General features: G+C 62.5%; 13 protein-coding genes. 10 read left to right on the top strand and 3 right to left on the bottom strand.

Annotation, left to right across the window (positions count from 1 at the left end; all coding sequences use genetic code 11):
* Positions 1–512 precede the first annotated feature (512 nt).
* Positions 513–1,457: a LysR family transcriptional regulator gene (locus BLU35_RS12180; RefSeq protein ID WP_093233169.1), complete on the bottom strand. Its 945-nt coding sequence runs from the start codon at positions 1,455–1,457 to the stop codon at positions 513–515.
* A 229-nt stretch (positions 1,458–1,686) separates the two neighbouring features.
* Here BLU35_RS12180 and BLU35_RS12175 point away from each other — a divergent pair, with 229 nt between their 5' ends.
* Together BLU35_RS12175 and BLU35_RS12170 are read left to right on the top strand one after the other, a co-directional pair.
* Entirely contained in the window at positions 1,687–3,282 is a 1,596-nt protein-coding gene (locus BLU35_RS12175; protein ID WP_093233168.1) for a GMC family oxidoreductase, read from the top strand.
* Positions 3,283–3,496: 214 nt separating this feature from the next.
* Positions 3,497–4,534, top strand: coding sequence for a Tim44 domain-containing protein (locus BLU35_RS12170; RefSeq protein ID WP_093233183.1), 1,038 nt, complete (start codon positions 3,497–3,499; stop codon positions 4,532–4,534).
* Positions 4,535–4,616: 82 nt separating this feature from the next.
* On the opposite strand, the gene BLU35_RS12165 is transcribed toward BLU35_RS12170, so the two are convergent.
* A complete protein-coding gene (locus BLU35_RS12165; protein WP_058325620.1) occupies positions 4,617–5,543 on the bottom strand; it encodes a LysR family transcriptional regulator in 927 nt (308 codons plus the stop codon).
* 84 nt (positions 5,544–5,627) lie between these two features.
* Here BLU35_RS12165 and BLU35_RS12160 point away from each other — a divergent pair, with 84 nt between their 5' ends.
* The 8 genes from BLU35_RS12160 to BLU35_RS12125 all read left to right on the top strand — a co-directional run bounded on the left by BLU35_RS12160 (position 5,628) and on the right by BLU35_RS12125 (position 13,519).
* Positions 5,628–6,116, top strand: a complete 489-nt coding sequence (locus BLU35_RS12160; protein ID WP_058325621.1) for a DMT family transporter — start codon at positions 5,628–5,630, stop codon at positions 6,114–6,116.
* A 147-nt stretch (positions 6,117–6,263) separates the two neighbouring features.
* Positions 6,264–7,742 carry an aldehyde dehydrogenase family protein gene (locus tag BLU35_RS12155; protein WP_093233167.1) on the top strand — a complete coding sequence of 493 codons (1,479 nt, stop codon included), beginning with the start codon at positions 6,264–6,266 and terminating at the stop codon, positions 7,740–7,742.
* 118 nt (positions 7,743–7,860) lie between these two features.
* Positions 7,861–8,781 carry a polyphosphate kinase 2 gene (ppk2, locus tag BLU35_RS12150; RefSeq protein WP_058325622.1) on the top strand — a complete coding sequence of 307 codons (921 nt, stop codon included), beginning with the start codon at positions 7,861–7,863 and terminating at the stop codon, positions 8,779–8,781.
* 224 nt (positions 8,782–9,005) lie between these two features.
* Positions 9,006–9,848 carry a MurR/RpiR family transcriptional regulator gene (locus tag BLU35_RS12145; RefSeq protein WP_057255074.1) on the top strand — a complete coding sequence of 281 codons (843 nt, stop codon included), beginning with the start codon at positions 9,006–9,008 and terminating at the stop codon, positions 9,846–9,848.
* Between the two features lie 294 nt (positions 9,849–10,142).
* Complete coding sequence (locus BLU35_RS12140; protein ID WP_176907219.1) at positions 10,143–11,606, top strand: MFS transporter; 1,464 nt, start codon at positions 10,143–10,145, stop codon at positions 11,604–11,606.
* The gene (locus BLU35_RS12135) at positions 11,603–12,262 is read left to right on the top strand and encodes an aspartate/glutamate racemase family protein (protein WP_093233165.1); all 660 of its coding nucleotides are present in this window, start codon (positions 11,603–11,605) and stop codon (positions 12,260–12,262) included. The genes BLU35_RS12140 and BLU35_RS12135 overlap by 4 nt, the downstream gene beginning before the upstream one ends.
* Before the next feature lie 133 nt (positions 12,263–12,395).
* Positions 12,396–12,986 carry an ankyrin repeat domain-containing protein gene (locus tag BLU35_RS12130; protein ID WP_093233164.1) on the top strand — a complete coding sequence of 197 codons (591 nt, stop codon included), beginning with the start codon at positions 12,396–12,398 and terminating at the stop codon, positions 12,984–12,986.
* Between the two features lie 29 nt (positions 12,987–13,015).
* Positions 13,016–13,519 carry a YHS domain-containing (seleno)protein gene (locus tag BLU35_RS12125; protein ID WP_093233163.1) on the top strand — a complete coding sequence of 168 codons (504 nt, stop codon included), beginning with the start codon at positions 13,016–13,018 and terminating at the stop codon, positions 13,517–13,519.
* Positions 13,520–13,548: 29 nt separating this feature from the next.
* On the opposite strand, the gene BLU35_RS12120 is transcribed toward BLU35_RS12125, so the two are convergent.
* Positions 13,549–15,765, bottom strand: coding sequence for an adenylate/guanylate cyclase domain-containing protein (locus BLU35_RS12120; RefSeq protein ID WP_093233162.1), 2,217 nt, complete (start codon positions 15,763–15,765; stop codon positions 13,549–13,551).
* Between the last annotated feature and the right edge of the window lie 135 nt (positions 15,766–15,900).

The raw sequence follows: 15,900 nt of genomic DNA, 5'->3' as shown, positions 1-15,900 counted from the left end.
AACTCACACCCTTCTTCAATCAACAACAATCCGAAAACCATCGTTGAGAAAATAGGTGTAGTCTCTTGTTAAAACGTGACCGCCAAAGTCTCTTTCCGAAAGAACCCTTTCGAGTTCCTCACGAGCTCCGCCGCCCACGTTTCTCTTTCTCTATATTCAATTGTCAAAAAACCGACGAACTCACCGTCCGTCAAACCGTTTCCAACAAGCCCGAAACTCTCGCCTCAGACCCCAAAATCAGCCTCAGCCAACCAGGGAAACTCTAGAGCGAAGGTCGTCGTCGCCAGCAGCGCCGCCGCCCTCGTCAGTGATCGGGCTTATAGACCCCACACCTCCAACACGTCAACAGCGATCTTCAAAAAAACTTCAAAAAAGAACAAGCTATTGAATCTAAATATGTTTTTCGACTGTTGATAAACTCTGTCGATTTCGAGGAGCGAAAACACGGGCGTTTGCGGCGCAAATCACCCCGTGGCCACGAAGAGACCCATCCCGGCATCACCCGACACGGATTACGATCGCGATATGCGCCGCATGCCCGTCATCGGCGGCGCAGTTTCCCGGGTGAAATCCGCCCGGTGTTCCCGAACGATCTGCATCAGGAATTCGCGCACCGCCCTTACCCGCGGCACCGCGACCAGATCCCGGTGGCAAACCAGCCAATAGGTGCGCTTGAGCTCAATCTCCTCAGGCAGGACGATCTCCAGGTCTTCTTCCTGCTGCGCTATGAAGTAAGGCAACACGCATAGTCCCAGCCCCTGCCGCACAGCCTTTAGCTGCGTCAGGATGCTCGAACTCTGGAAATGCGCATGCAGGCCCGGCTGGAGTTCTCCCAGATAATCGAGACCCGGCGCAAAGATCATGTCTTCGATATACCCGACGAAGCGGTGCGCGGCGAGGTCGTTGCGTCCGGTGATTGGCGGATGTTTCGAGAGATAGCTGCGCGCGCCATAGACATGCAGCGTATAGGGCGTCAGCACCTCGGACTGGTAAGGTCCGGCCTTCGGCGCCGTCAGCGCCACCTGGATATCCGCTTCCTTGCGCGATAGCGACATGATCTGCTGGATCGCCACCAGTTCCAGCGAGACGTTCGGATAGTTTTCGGCAAAATCCGCCAACCGATCGGCCAGGAAGAAATTGCCGAAGCCTTCGAGCGTGCTCAACCTGACGACGCCGCGCTGCGCCGTCAGGCCATCATTGATGTCGAGCTGCAATTGTTCGGTCTCGCGCTCGATCCGCTCGGCGGTTTCGATGAAGCGCTGGCCCATGCCGGTCAACACGTAGCCGCGCGGATTGCGCTCGAACAGCTTGACCTTGAGCGCGAACTCCAGCCGATCGATGCGACGCGAGACCGTGGCATGGCTGGTCCTCAAGCGTCGGGCCGCCGTCGACAGTTGTCCGGTACGGGCAACCGCGAGAAAGAACTGCAGATCGTCCCAGGTGAAATTCGGATTCATCGCCACCCTCATCTGTTCGAAAATGAACAGATCCTGTTTCGCAATTTACGGTCCAGGCCGCTTGCATCCAAGCGGTTTTTTCCGGATTGTAGTCGCCGGAGCCGACATCTGAGGAGCATGTCTGGCCAATTATGAACAGAACGAAACGGCACCGCCATCCGCGCAGAGGAGCCCGCGTACATTCCTACGCGCCCGTTTCGCGGCGGTTCCCGAACACCAAGAGAACCCAATGGACACGTTCGACTATATCGTCGTCGGGGCGGGTAGCGCCGGCTGCGTGCTTGCCAATCGCCTTTCCGAAAACCTAGGGCATCGCGTGCTGCTGCTCGAGGCCGGCGGCCGCGACAACTACCACTGGATCCACATTCCGGTCGGCTATCTCTACTGCATCAACAATCCGCGCACCGACTGGTGCTTTACGACGGCCGCCCAAGAGGGCCTCAACGGCCGTTCCCTCGGCTATCCCCGCGGCAAGGTGCTTGGCGGCTGCTCCTCGATCAACGGCATGATCTACATGCGCGGCCAGGCGCGCGACTACGACCATTGGCGCCAGCTCGGCTGCACCGGCTGGGGCTGGGACGACGTGCTGCCGCTCTTCAAGAAGTCGGAGGACCACTATAAGGGTGCCAACGACATGCACGGCGCTGGCGGCGAATGGCGGGTGGAAAGGGCCCGCGTGCGCTGGGACGTGCTCGACGCGTTCCAGAAAGCCGCCACCGAAGCCGGCATTCCCGAAACGCCGGATTTCAACCGCGGCAGCAACGAAGGCTCCGGCTATTTCGACGTCAACCAGCGCTCCGGCATCCGCTGGAACACGGCGAAGGCGTTCCTGCGCCCGGCGCAGAAGCGCGGCAACCTGACGGTTCTGACCAAGGCGCATGTGCGCAAGCTGATCATCGAAGGCGACCGCGTCGCCGGTGTCGAGTTCCAGCATGATGGCACGGTCAAACGCGCCCGCGCAGCCCGCGAGACCGTGCTTTCCGCCGGCGCGATCGGCTCGCCGCAGATCCTTGAGCTCTCCGGCATCGGCCGCGGCGACGTGCTTCAGGCCAACGGCATCGAGGTCCGCCACGAACGCGCGAACGTCGGCGAGAACTTGCAGGATCATCTGCAGCTGCGCATGGCCTACAAGGTGACGGGCGTGCCGACGCTCAACGAAAAGGCCAATTCACTCTTCGGCAAGGCGTCGATCGGGCTGGAATATCTGCTGAAACGCTCCGGGCCGATGGCGATGGCACCAAGCCAGCTCGGGATCTTCACCCGGTCCGGCCCGGAGAAGGAAACGCCCGACCTGCAATATCACGTGCAGCCGGTCTCGCTCGACAAGTTCGGCGAACCTGTTCATTCTTTCCCGGCGATCACCGCCAGCGTTTGCAATCTGCGCCCGGAAAGCCGCGGCTCGGTGCACCTCAAAGGCCCGGACTTCGCCGTGGCACCGGACATCCGGCCGCGCTACCTGACCGCAGAGGCCGATCGCAACGTCGCCGTCAGCGCCATCCGCCTGACGCGGCAGATCGTCAAACAGCCCTCCTTCGCCCGCTTCAACCCGGTCGAGTTCAAACCGGGGCCATCCTACGAGACGGAGGACGACCTGAAGCGCGCCGCCGGCGATATCGGCACGACGATCTTTCATCCGGTCGGGACCTGCCGCATGGGCGCTGACGCTGAAAGCGTTGTCGATCCCGAACTGCGCCTTCGCGGCCTCAAGGGGTTGCGCATCGCCGACGCCTCGATCATGCCGACGATCACCTCGGGCAACACCAATTCGCCGACGATCATGATCGCCGAAAAGGCCGCCGCCATGATCCTGGCAGCCAATCGCTAGCGAAAATGCGGGGTGGTTTTGCGTCAACGAATGCGACATCCAATGTGATCGAAGGTGCTGATTCGACGCCGGATTCGGCCCGGAGAGCGGCAGCGGATAACGGTAAACTGGCCGAAATACGAGGCGAAACGCTTAAATCACGGGCCTTGAACCCCTATATCAGGCCCTGATGGCTCAGTTTTGAGCCCAAGCAAGAATAGGGGTTGTGATGGCAATGCAGCGATTTGGGCGTCTTGGACGAGCTCTGGCAATGATGGCGATTGGCTTGACCGTCGCGTTGACAGTTGTAGACGTCGCCGAAGCGCGGCGTTCGGGTGGCGGTTTCGGTAGCCGCGGCACCCGCACCTTCTCGCAGCCGCCCGTTACCCGCACGGCGCCGACCAACGCGGCACCGATCGACCGCTCGATGACGCCGCGCCAGGACGCCGGCCCCACCGCCACCAATCCGGCGGCCGGCCAGACGCGCCCGAACGCTACCCAGCCGAACGCCCGTCCGGGCTTCTTCAGCGGCTTTGGCGGCTCGCTGCTCGGCGGCCTCATGGTCGGCGGCCTGATCGGCATGCTGATGGGCGGCGGCTTCGGCGGTGCGGCCGGTTTCCTCGGCCTGATCGTGCAGATGCTCCTCATCGGCGGTCTGATCATGCTTGCCATGCGCTTCTTCGGCCGCAACCGCCAGCAGACGGCCTATGCGGGCCCGTCCGAGCGGTCGTCGGCTCAGCCGAACGGCATGCCGTCGTTCAAGATTCCGAGCATCGGTGGCGCCCAGGCCGGCGGTCAGGCGAACGCGCGCCCGACGGCAGCACCTGCACCGGCCCCCGTCACCGACGGCCCGGCTGACGAAATCGGCGTCCAGCAGGCCGACCTCGAACAGTTCGAAAAGATGCTGAAGGACGTGCAGGCGGCCTACGCCGCTGAAGACTACGGCACGTTGCGTCGCCTGACGACGCCGGAAGCCATGTCCTACCTCGCCGAAGAGCTGAGCGACAACGCGACGAGCGGCGTCAAGAACGATGTGCGCGACGTGCACCTTGTCCAGGGCGACGTGGCCGAGGCCTGGTCCGAAAACGGGACCGACTACGCGACCGTTGCCATGCATTACGAAAGCATCGACGTGATGCGAGACCGCGCCACGGGCAAGGTCATCAGCGGTGATCCGGACAAGCTGACCGAAGCGGTCGAGCTCTGGACCTTCGTCCGCAAGCCGGGCGCGGAATGGCAGGTTTCGGCGATCCAGGGCGTCAGCCACGACTGACGCGAAACAGAGTCTATGAGAAAGGCCCGGTCGGCATCGCCGCACCGGGCCTTTTCATTTTCAGGATCACATTTTCCCACGATCAAACGATGGCCGGAACCGACTCCGATGGCGCGAGAATGTGGGTGATCAGATCCCGGAGCCAGCGGTGGGCGGGATCGCCGTCGCGCCGCCGATGCCAGATCTGGCGGAACGAAAAAGACGGGATGGCGAAGGGCGGATCGAAGACGGTCAGTGACCCGGCCTCAGCATCACGCGGCAGGATGCGGCGTGCCACCGTAAGCACCATGTCCGTGCCGAGAACCAGGCCGGGCGCAGCACTCCAATGGGGCAGCGCCAGCACGATGCGGCGTTTGTGCCCCGCGGCCGCCAGCGCCAGGTCGATCTCGTTGCCGGTGTCGCCGCGCAGCGAAACGAGAATATGCGGCCGCTCCAGATAGGCCGTCAAATCCATCGCCTTTTCGCCACCAAGGCTCGCGCCATCTGCCAGGCAGGCGAAGTGTTCCTTAAACAGGAGCGATGTCCTCAGATCCTCGGCCAGCGTCGGAAACACCCCGAGCGCCAGATCGATCTCGCCGTCGACAACTTGCGACATCATCACTTCGCGGCTCGCCTGGCTGACGATGAGATCGACGTACGGCGCTTGCCGGCGCAGCACCGCCATCAAGCGCGGCAGCAGAACGAGGGCGGCGTAGTCGGACATCGCGAGCCGAAAGATATGGCGCTCCATTGCCGGATCGAACGGCTGAGAGCCCATGAGCTGGCGCATGTGCGCCAGGGCCTCGGCAAGCTGTGGCGCGATCTCCAGCGCCCGCACCGTCGGTTCAAGCTGTCCGCCATGGCGCACCAGCAAGGGATCGTCGAAAAGAGCTCGCAAGCGCGCCAGCGCATGACTGACCGCCGGCTGGCTCTTGTTCAGCCGCAGGGCCGCACGCGACACGTGGCGTTCCGCTAGCAGCGCATCGAGCACCACCAGCAAGTTCAGGTCGATTCCACCGAGATTATTCATGGGGCGAATGTAACACGTACGAAATTTGAATTTCCATTCCTGACATCGATACGAGAGGATGAGGCAATCAAGAAGGAAAAAACAATGCCCACTCTCTCCTCCCTCCTCATGCTTGCCGCGGCGATCTTCGCCGGCGCCGTCGTCCCCCTCCAGGCCGGCGCCAATGCCAACCTTGGCCGCCTCCTCGGCCATCCGCTCTGGGCGACCACCGTCTCGCTCGGTGTCAGTCTCGCGCTCATCCTGCCGATGCTGATCGCGTTGCGGGCGCCGTTGCCCAGCCTTGCGGCGGCATTCAAGGGTCCGTGGTGGATCTGGATCGGCGGCGCCGCCGGCGTGATCTATATGACCGCTGCTCTCCTCCTTGCGCCGAAGCTCGGCGCGGCAAGCTTCATCGTCGCCGTCATCGCCGGCCAGATGGCGGTCTCCCTGCTGATCGATCACTTCGGCCTGATGGGTTTCCCCGCAAAGCCGGTCAATGCGGCGCGACTGACCGGCCTGCTCTTCATCGTCGGCGGCATGGTGATTACACAGATCGCCAATGTTGTTCCGGCATTGGCCAACGCAACGCGATAGCGGGTAGCCTCAAAGCATGGCGCGGGCGGCTTACCGACCGCTGAGCGACGTCTCCGAACCAAAAAGATCAACGCCAGCCGTAACTTGCGACTGGCGCGCTTCGCATAGTCTGGCCATACTTGCTCCGGGCTAAAAAGGGGTTATGGCATGCAGGATCGGCTGTTCATTGGCGGCAAATGGGAAAAACCGCGGCGCGGCGGCACGCTCGACGTGGTCGACCCGGCAACGGAAGAGGTCATCCACCGGGCGCCGGCCGCGACCTATGAAGACGTGGACAGGGCCGCAAAGGCCGCCCGCATCGCCTTCGACAGCGGTTCCTGGCCGAAACTGTCAGGCACTGAGCGTGCCGTCTATCTCCGGGCGATCGCGGCGAAGATCGAAGAGAAGCGCCACTCGCTGGCGCGGCTCGAAGTCGCCGACAACGGCAAGCCGCTGCCTGAGGCGCTCTGGGACATCGACGACGCCGCCGGTTGCTTCCGCTTCTATGCCGGCCTCGCCGAGGAACTGGACGCCGATCCGGAGGAGACGATCCCCGTCGGCGACAGCCGCTTCACCGCACGCGCCGTGCGCGAGCCGCTCGGCGTGGTCGGTGCCATCACCCCCTGGAACTATCCGCTGCTGATGGTCTCCTGGAAGGTAGCACCGGCGCTTGCCGCCGGCTGCACCATCGTGCTCAAACCCTCGGAACTGACGCCGCTGACGGCGCTTGAGCTTGGCGTCATTGCCGAGGAAGTCGGGCTGCCGCCCGGCGTGCTCAATATCCTCACCGGCACCGGCCAGGATGCCGGCCAGCCGCTCACCGAGCATCCGCTGATCGACAAGCTCGCCTTCACCGGCTCTGTCGTGACCGGCCGCAAGGTGATGATGGCCGGCGCTCAGGACATCAAGAATGTCAGCCTCGAACTCGGCGGCAAGTCGCCCTTCGTCGTCTTTGCCGACAGCGACATCGACAAGGCCGTCGAATGGATCATGTTCGGCATCTTCTGGAACCAGGGCCAGGTTTGTTCGGCAACCTCGCGGGTGCTGGTCGAGGAGAAGATTTACGAGACCGTCGTCAGCCGTCTTTGCGAAGAGGCCGCGAAGATCAAGATCGGCAATGGCTTGGAGGACGGCACGCTGCTCGGGCCGATCGTCTCCCGCGGCCAATATGACAAGGTTGTCGGCGCCATCGATCGCGCCCGGCAGGACGGGGCCACGGTCGCTGCAGGCGGTGGCCGCCCGGCCGGCCTCAACAGCGGTTACTTCCTCGAGCCGACCGTGCTGACCGACATGCGCGAAGACAGCTTCGTCTGGCGCGAGGAGATCTTCGGCCCAGTCGTCTGCGTCAAGCCGTTCCGCGAAGAGGCGGACGCGATCCGCATGGCCAATGACAGCCGCTTCGGTCTCGCGGCGGCTGTCATGTCGGCTGACCGCGAGCGTTGCGAACGCGTCGCCCGGGCTTTTCGCGCCGGTATCGTCTGGATCAACTGCTCGCAGCCCACCTTCCCCGAGGCTCCCTGGGGCGGCTACAAGCAATCGGGCATCGGCCGCGAACTCGGCCGCTGGGGCCTTTCGAACTATCTCGAGACCAAGCAGATCACCAGCTTCGACACCGACGAACCCTGGGGCTGGTATATGAAGGGATAGGGACGATCAGGGGCGCAGAAGCGCCCGGCGTCAAATTCCTTTCATGCGTCTGTGAAATAAGCCGACTAACGATAGAATTTGCAAAGCTGTCGGTGGACACATCGTATCGGAGGGTCAGATGAACAGGTCGAACGACGAGATCGAGACGCAGGACTGGCTGGAAGCGGAACTGGCCGACACGCTCGACGAAGACTACGAACTCGAGCTTTCAGAACCGGCGCTCTCTGAAGAGATCCGCAAGATCTATCGCAAGAGCCACCCGCCGACGATCCCGCGCATCGATTACTTCCGCGCGCTGCTGAAGCTGCAGTCGGAGCTGATCAAGCTGCAGGACTGGGTGGTCTACCACAAGGAAAAAGTGGTGGTGATCTTCGAGGGACGTGACTCCGCCGGCAAGGGCGGCGTCATCAAGCGCATCACCCAGAGGCTCAATCCGCGTGTCGTGCGCGTCGTCGCGCTGCCGGCACCCTCCGACCGCGAAAAGACGCAATGGTATTTCCAGCGCTACGTGCCGCATTTGCCGGCCGGCGGCGAGATCGTGCTCTTCGACCGCTCCTGGTACAACCGCTCCGGCGTCGAGCGGGTCATGGGCTTTGCCACCGAAGATCAGGTCGGGCAATTCTTCAACGACGTTCCTGAATTCGAGCGCATGCTGGTGCGTTCGGGCATTCGGCTGGTCAAGTACTGGTTCTCGATCACCGATGAAGAACAGCAGATGCGCTTCCTTGTGCGCATCCATGATCCGCTGAAGCAGTGGAAGCTTTCGCCCATGGACCTGCAATCGCGGGTGCGCTGGGAGGGCTATACCAAGGCCAAGGAAGAGACCTTCGCCCGCACCAACATTCCGGAAGCGCCCTGGCATATCGTCGAAGGAAACGACAAGAAGCGTGCCCGGCTCAACTGCATCGATCATCTTCTGACGCAGTTCCCCTACGAGGAGGTGCCGCACGAGGAAATCTCGCTGCCGGAACGCGTCTTCAACCCGGATTACGAGCGCAAGGTGCTGCCGCCAGAACTCTACGTGCCGTCGAAGTACTGACGGCGGGGCTACTGCATGTCTCCTTAAATCGACCTCGATTTAAGGACGAAGACATGCAGCAAATCAAAGTGCTACAGCGACCTTCGCGCGTCTGATAAGACGCGCGGCGCTGTAGGACCTTCCCCCGTTCCCAGTTGAAAGCGAGGCGGCACCCGCCCGCCTCGCTTGCAATATCCTCTCGAAAATCAGAGATTGCCGTGAAACGACAGTTTCATGGAATCGACATGAGCCCCAAAGAACGCTCCTTCCTCACGCGCGTCCGCCAGGTGCTGCCGGAGCTGCATCCGGCCGAGCGGCGGCTGGGGGATTTCCTTTGCGATTTTCCCGGCGAGGTCGCGAGCTACTCGGCCCAGGAGCTGGCGGCGCTGGCGCATGTGTCGAAGGCGACCGTCTCCCGCTTCATCCAGCGCTTGGGCTACGACAACTACGAGGAGGCGCGCCGTCATGCTCGCGCCGACAAGCAGACGGGCTCGCGGCTGTTCCTTGCGACTGCCACCGACAGCGGCGGCGAACAGTCGCTCTCCTCACATGTGGCGCAAGGCGTGGCCAACATCGAGGCGACCTTTCTCGCCATCTCCGAGACCCAGGTGACGGCGGCGGCAAACGCCATTCTCGGCGCCCGCAAGGTCTGGGTCATCGGCTTTCGCGCCAGTCATTCCTTCGCCACCTATCTGCAATGGCAGATGACCCAGGTGGTCGAGCACATCGCCGCCATCCCCGGCGGCGGCCAGACGCTCGGCGAACATCTGGTCAGCATCGGCCGCGACGATGTCGTGATCCTCTTCGGGCTGCGCCGGCGCGTCTCCCTCATGGAGCCGATTCTCGGACAGCTGGAAAAATCCGGCGCGCGGCTGCTCTACATCACCGACGAGGGCGTGCCCTTCCTCAACCAGGCGGAATGGCATTTCCGCTGCCAGACACTGGCGCCAGGCCCCCTCTTCAACCACGTCTCGGTCATGGCGCTCTGCCATCTCTTGACGACACGATGCATCGAAATCGCCGGCACTGCCGGTCGAAATCGGCTGCGTGGCATCGAAGCCATCAACGATGCGCTCGAGGAATTGTGAGCGTAGATTGGGCAGCGGCCTGAAACGCCAGATTATTTTTTGCACATAAGAAATCTCAGTTTCGTTCGCTTGCGACACGACAGCCAGCCTCCAAGCCGCTGACTGCAAAAGAGAAACTGTGGTTTCTCTTGAGATGGCACGAAACCTGCATTCCACGAATTTTATGCAGCGAAGGGCTCCTTCCTTTCGCAGTGCATCACAGAATCTTCTATGAAACCTCAGTTTCATGATGTAGATTTCATGAAACTGAGTTTTCACATTTTCACGTTGTTAAGCCATAAAGGGGAACGAACCATGGCAGCGGAAAATATGGTGCCGTCCGGCAGGTCATCGCCGGTCATCAGACAGTTGGAATCAGCCTTCACCAAAATTGGCGTCACCGGCGCCCACAAGCAGATCCTCGCCCTCGTGCTCATCGGCTGCCTGTTCGACAGCTTCGAGCAGAACACCATCGGCGTCGCCGGCCCGATCCTGAAGGAACATTGGGGGCTCACCGGCACCGACATCGGCTTCCTCAACACCATCACCTTCGGCAGCGCCGCCATCGGCCGCCTGCTCTCCGGTATCCTTGGCGACCGCTACGGCCGCCGCGTGATGCTGACCATCAACCTCCTGCTTTTCACCATCGGTTCGGCCGCCTGCGCCATGGCGCCGAACTTCGCCACCCTCTGCTTTGCCCGCGCCATCGTCGGCTTCGGGGTCGGCGGCGAGATCTCCACGGCGGTCACGATGCTGTCGGAATTCTGCTCGCCAAAATTCCGCGGCACGGCAGCCGGCCTCGTCAATGTCGGTGCTGGCGGTTTCGGCAACTTCCTGGCACCTGCCTTCGGCCTGATGATCTTCACCCTCTTCCCGGGTGAAAACAGCTGGCGCTGGCTTTTCGCCTCGCTTGCTCTGCCGGCCCTGCTTGTCGTCTTCTATCGCCGTTTCGTGCCGGAAACACCGCGTTTCCTGGCATCACAGGGCAAGATCGACGAGGCCAATAAGGTGCTTTCGATCCTCGCCTCCGGGTCGCTGCGCCCGCGCAACCTCATGGTCCAGGAATATCTGACCAAGGACCACCTCAAGGACCAAGAACCGGCCAAGAGCGACTGGAAGGAACTCTTCCGCGCGCCCTTCATCGGCCGCACCGTCCCGGTCGCCATCGCCATCCTGATGAGCTACGGCGCCCAGCTCTCGGTGCTCACCCTGATGCCGATCATCTTCGTGTCCATGGGCTACACGCTCCAGGGAAGCCTGCTCTACAGCATGATCATCCAGAGCGGCAGTGTGCTCGGTGCTATCGCCGCCTCGATGTTCGGCTATTACTTCCCGCGCAAGAGGGTGCTGACCCTGGGTGCCGTCTTCGCCTGCCTTGCGGCGGTCTCGATCGCCTATCTCGGCACCAACATCTATCTGGTGCTGATGTTCGGCGCGATCTTCCAGTTCTTCGTGCTCTTGCTCAACACTTCGATCTGGATCTATGCGCCCGAACTCTTCCCGACCCGCATCCGCGCCTTCGGCGTGGCGCTGATCCTGGCAACCGGCTCGGCCGCGGGCTCCTTCATCCCAACCATCGCCGGCGCGCTCTTCGACGTCTACGGCATGGTCGGGGTCTTCGGTCTCGCCGCCGGCATGTATGCGGTCTTCGCCTTCTGCATCCAGCTCGGGCCCGAGACCTATGGCATGTCGATGGAAGACCTGACCCAGCCTGCCGATGCCGACCTCGCAAAGGCTGACACTTCTGAAATCAAAGTCGGCGCGGAACTGAGAACGTGAGTGCACATATCCTTCTGATTAACCCGAACAGCTCGCTTGCCACCAGCGACATGATGGTCTCCATCGCACGCCGGGCTGCATCAGGACGCATGGCCGTGGCAGTCGCCACGGCCATGCGGAACCCGCCGATGATCGTGACGCCCGAGCAGTTGGATGCGGCCGCTGCCGAGGTCGTCGAGATTGGCGAAAGGCATGAGGCTGGATGCCTCGGTATTGTCGTCAGTGCCTTCGGCGATCCCGGCCTTGCCGCCCTCAAACGCCGTCTCGCGATCCCCGTGATCGGCATCTGCGAGGCCTCGATGATCGAGGCCTCGCAGGGCGGCCGCAAGTTCGGCGTCGCCACCACGACGCCGGAATTGATCCAGGCGATCGACGACCGCGCCCGCGATCTCGGCGTCTGGGACCGGTATACCGGCATCCGCTGCACGTCAGGCGACCCGCTCGCGCTCTCCGCCAACCCCGAGCGCCTGCTGGAAGCCCTCGGCGACGCCGTCCGTCAGTGTGTTGAATTGGATGGCGCCGAGGCCGTCATCATCGGTGGCGGCCCGCTCGGCCAGGCGGCCGAACAGCTCCAGCCGCTGTTCCCAACGCCGATCATCGCGCCCATTCCGAGCGCGATCGACCGCATGCTCGACCTGATGCAGGTCGCCGCCTGATAGGCATTCATCATCGCAGCCACCCAAAAGGAGTATGGATCAGGCAACGGTAACGCCTGTTTCCACCGGTCGCCCTGTGGTATTTTCGCTGTTTCCAATTGGGCAAGACCGAAGCTGGGGCGGAGGTTGCGCGATGAAATCTATCCTGGCGGCATTCGTCGCGGTGGCGTCCTTTGCCGCGGCGGCCGTGGCCGGTCCCTTGCATGACGCGGCGCGGGACGGCGACACGGAACGCGTCAAACAGTTGCTCGACCAGGGAACCGACATAACCGAGCCCGATGCGGCCGGGGAGCCGGCGCTGTTGATTGCCGCTCTGAAGGGGCGCACCGAGGTTGTCGCGCTCCTCATCGAGCGCGGCGGCGACATCGAGATCCGCAACAAGGGCGGCCTGACGGCATTGCACGCCGCCGCCTATGGCGGCAATCTCGAAACCGTCAAACTGCTCGTCGCCAAGGGTGCTGCCGTCAACGACGTCGCCAACTTCTACAAGATGTCGCCGCTGCATGCGGCTGCCGAAGAGGGCCACGCCGAGATCGTGGCTTACCTGCTGACCAACAAGGCCGACATCGAGGCCAAGGAACGCAACGGCTACACCCCGCTGACGCAAGCGGGGTGGCGCTCCCACTGGCCGGCCGCCGAGCTGTTGCTGAAGGCTGGAGCCACCTGCCAGAAGGCCGACCTCGTCGGCGACTGGCTCTACGGCGAATGCACCAAACGACAATAACAAGCACATCCGGAAACGGAGGACATAGCATGTCTCGATATCCGATAACGGGCGCAATCACGGCGACGGCAGTGCTGTTCGCATTCGCCAGCCCGGGGTTAGCGGGAGAACCTGTCAACACCGGCTACTTCGGCGACGTGGCGATCAAGGGTTATGATCCGGTCGCCTACTTTACAGAGAACAAGGCGGTCGAAGGATCGCCCGAATTCAGCTATCGCTGGCTCGGCGCCACCTGGCAGTTCGCAAGCGCCGAGCACCGTGACCAGTTCATCAAGGAACCCACTCGCTATGCGCCGCAATATGGCGGCTACTGCGCCGACGGCGTCTCCTTCGGCACGGTGACGACCAACATCGATCCCAAGGCCTGGCGCATCATCGAGGACAAGCTGTATCTCAGCTACGATCCGGGCGCTGCTGACGGCCTTGTCAAGAACCCGAACAAGGTGGTCGATTCGCGCAAGCACTGGTCCGAGGTCGAGCAGACGCTGCTCACCGAGAAGGCGTCGATCAACTGGACGAAGCCTTCGCCCTGAGTGGCTTATCGCTCGGACGATGATCGCGATCACCGCTCGATCGAGAAGAACTTCAGAGCCTGCGGCGTGACGTTGATGTAGTCCGCCGTGCGCTCGCCCTTTGCCGTGTTGCGGTAGACGTAGCCACAAACCATGCGGTCGAGGAAATATCCGTCATACTTCTCGCAGAGCTGGTTGCCCTTCACCTCGATGCGGCCGGTGATGTTCGTATTGCTGGTGCGGTAGGCGGTGTTTCCGTCCTTGTCGAAGAACTGCGCGAAGCTCGTGCCGTTCTTGTGCACGCCAACCCAGGTCTTGTCATCGGTCAGTTGCTTGAGTTCCGCCGGGCCAAGCCGGTCGCTGGCAGCACCAACAAAGCCGAAGGGCCATTCCGGAATGCCAGCGACACGCAGGCCGAAAAGGTGACGATAGAGGTCCTCTTCGCGCCAGTAGTCATAGAGATAGCTATAATAGGTCAGGTTGGTGTCCGGAAAGAGTTTTAGCAGTTCCGCGGCTACTGCCGCTGCGCTCTGCTGATCGCCGCGCTGGGCATAGGCCGAGGCGAGATACTCCTTCACGGCTTCCGCCTTCGGCAGCGTCTCGCGCGCCGCTTCGATCAATGGGATCGCCTTTTCGAGGCGGCGCGCCGTGTAGTAGACGATGCCCGCCAGAAGCTGCAGGCTCGATGAGGGCGACGGATCGAGCCTGAGTGCCCGTTCGATATCGTCTAAGGCCTGCTCGTGCTCCCCGGTCTGGGCAAGGATCAGCGCCAGATTGGCGAGCGCCTCGGCATCGTTGGGCTGCATCGAGACAGCCCTAAGCGCCGATTCCTTTGCCTCCGAAGCGCGTCCATCGACGAGCTGCAGCAGCGCCAGCACCGTGTGGGCGCGCGCATTGTTGGCGTCGAGTTTCAACGCCTGCCCGGCCGCATCATAGGCGATCTTGCGTGCCACGGCCGCCGACCAGAGATAGTTGTAGTCGTTGCGCCAGACGTCGACCGCGATGCGGGCTATGCCGGCATGAGCATCGGCGAAATCGGGATCGAGATCGATCGCCCGCTGGTAAAAGGCGAGTGTCTGACGATTGGTCTCGACATCGCGCCAGATAAGGCCCTGCTGCTCAGCGCGCATGTAGTTGTCATAGGCTTCGAGATTATCGGTGGGGATCCGTGCCAACCGGTCGCGCTCGCCCTCGCTGAGCTTGACCTCAAGCGCGGCAATGATCTTGCCGATGACGTCATCCTGAACGGCGAAGAGATCGGCATATTGGCGGTCGTAGCGCTCCGCCCAGAGCGACAACCCGCTCACCGCGTCGAAGAGCTTGACGTTGATGCGCAGCCGCTGGTCGGCCCGCTGCAGCGTGCCCTCCAGCACATAATGCACGCCGAGTTCGGCGGCCACGTCCTGGATCTTGGTGGCGCTCCCTTTGAGCGCAAACACCGAGTGCCGGGCGATGACGAAGAGGCCGGACACTTTGGACAATTCGGTGATGAGATCGTCAGTCAGTCCCTCGGCCAAGTGGGCGTGGTCGCTGTCGCCGCTGACATTGATGAAGGGCAGCACCGCGACGGAAGGCTGGTCCGGCAGGGGATAGGCGAAACGCTGCGCCGGGCCGTCCTGCCCGATCCATGTCCACGGCTGCCACCAGGCGAGCGCAGCTGAAATTGCGATGGCCGCAAGCCCGACCATCAGCCCCTTTAACCAGGCAGTCTTTCGCCGGTTTTTCTCAACAACCGTCCTGCCCGCGGCTTCCGGGTCCAGGAGCACGCGGTAGACCCGGATCGGATCGCCGAGCCCCTTGACCGGCTGCTGCCCGAGCGACACGAAACCGGCCTTCAGCTTCGAGCTGACCTGGTCATAGGCCGTGCCGGATATCGCGATGCCGCCAGGCTCGGCCAATCCCTGCACCCGGTCGGCGATGTTGACGCCATCACCATGGATGTCGTCGCCCTCGACGATGATATCGCCGAGATTGATGCCGATGCGGAAATCCAGCCTCTCGCCACCTGGCCCCTTGTCGGCTTCTGCCGCCTTGCGCCTCTGGATTTCGATTGCGCACTGCGTCGCATCGACGACGCTGCGGAACTCGACGAGCAGCCCGTCGCCCATCGTCTTCACCAGACGCCCGTGATGCTCGATAAAAAGCGGCACCAGGATGTTGGAAAGGTCCGACTGGAATCGCAGGCGCGTCCCTTCCTCGTCCAGCCGGCTCAGGCGGCTGTAACCGACGACATCCGCGATCAGGACGGCAGCGAGACGGCGCTCCATCGACGAGCTCTCAACGTACGATGTACTCCAACACAGATGTTACCGCAGCTTGGCAGACGGCGCCATCGGCGCGGTCCGGCGATGGCGCCCCGCGTGCGTCGTAACCGTTACGTACTTGCGGTTCCCCGTCGAACT

The organism is Sinorhizobium sp. NFACC03 (genome assembly GCF_900103435.1).
In the GTDB taxonomy this organism is placed as follows: domain Bacteria; phylum Pseudomonadota; class Alphaproteobacteria; order Rhizobiales; family Rhizobiaceae; genus Ensifer.
The sequence above is the reverse complement of the archived record's forward strand: the minus strand, read 5'-3'. Positions and strand labels throughout refer to the sequence as shown.

Coding starts and splice junctions, on each gene's coding strand:
- BLU35_RS12170 (WP_093233183.1), top strand. CDS start 3,497: ATGCAGCGATTTGGGCGTCTTGGACGAGCTCTGGCAATGATGGCGATT.
- BLU35_RS12155 (WP_093233167.1), top strand. CDS start 6,264: ATGCAGGATCGGCTGTTCATTGGCGGCAAATGGGAAAAACCGCGGCGC.
- BLU35_RS12175 (WP_093233168.1), top strand. CDS start 1,687: ATGGACACGTTCGACTATATCGTCGTCGGGGCGGGTAGCGCCGGCTGC.
- BLU35_RS12160 (WP_058325621.1), top strand. CDS start 5,628: ATGCCCACTCTCTCCTCCCTCCTCATGCTTGCCGCGGCGATCTTCGCC.
- ppk2 (WP_058325622.1), top strand. CDS start 7,861: ATGAACAGGTCGAACGACGAGATCGAGACGCAGGACTGGCTGGAAGCG.
- BLU35_RS12130 (WP_093233164.1), top strand. CDS start 12,396: ATGAAATCTATCCTGGCGGCATTCGTCGCGGTGGCGTCCTTTGCCGCG.
- BLU35_RS12120 (WP_093233162.1), bottom strand. CDS start 15,765: ATGGAGCGCCGTCTCGCTGCCGTCCTGATCGCGGATGTCGTCGGTTAC.
- BLU35_RS12165 (WP_058325620.1), bottom strand. CDS start 5,543: ATGAATAATCTCGGTGGAATCGACCTGAACTTGCTGGTGGTGCTCGAT.
- BLU35_RS12125 (WP_093233163.1), top strand. CDS start 13,016: ATGTCTCGATATCCGATAACGGGCGCAATCACGGCGACGGCAGTGCTG.
- BLU35_RS12180 (WP_093233169.1), bottom strand. CDS start 1,457: ATGAATCCGAATTTCACCTGGGACGATCTGCAGTTCTTTCTCGCGGTT.
- BLU35_RS12140 (WP_176907219.1), top strand. CDS start 10,143: ATGGCAGCGGAAAATATGGTGCCGTCCGGCAGGTCATCGCCGGTCATC.
- BLU35_RS12145 (WP_057255074.1), top strand. CDS start 9,006: ATGAGCCCCAAAGAACGCTCCTTCCTCACGCGCGTCCGCCAGGTGCTG.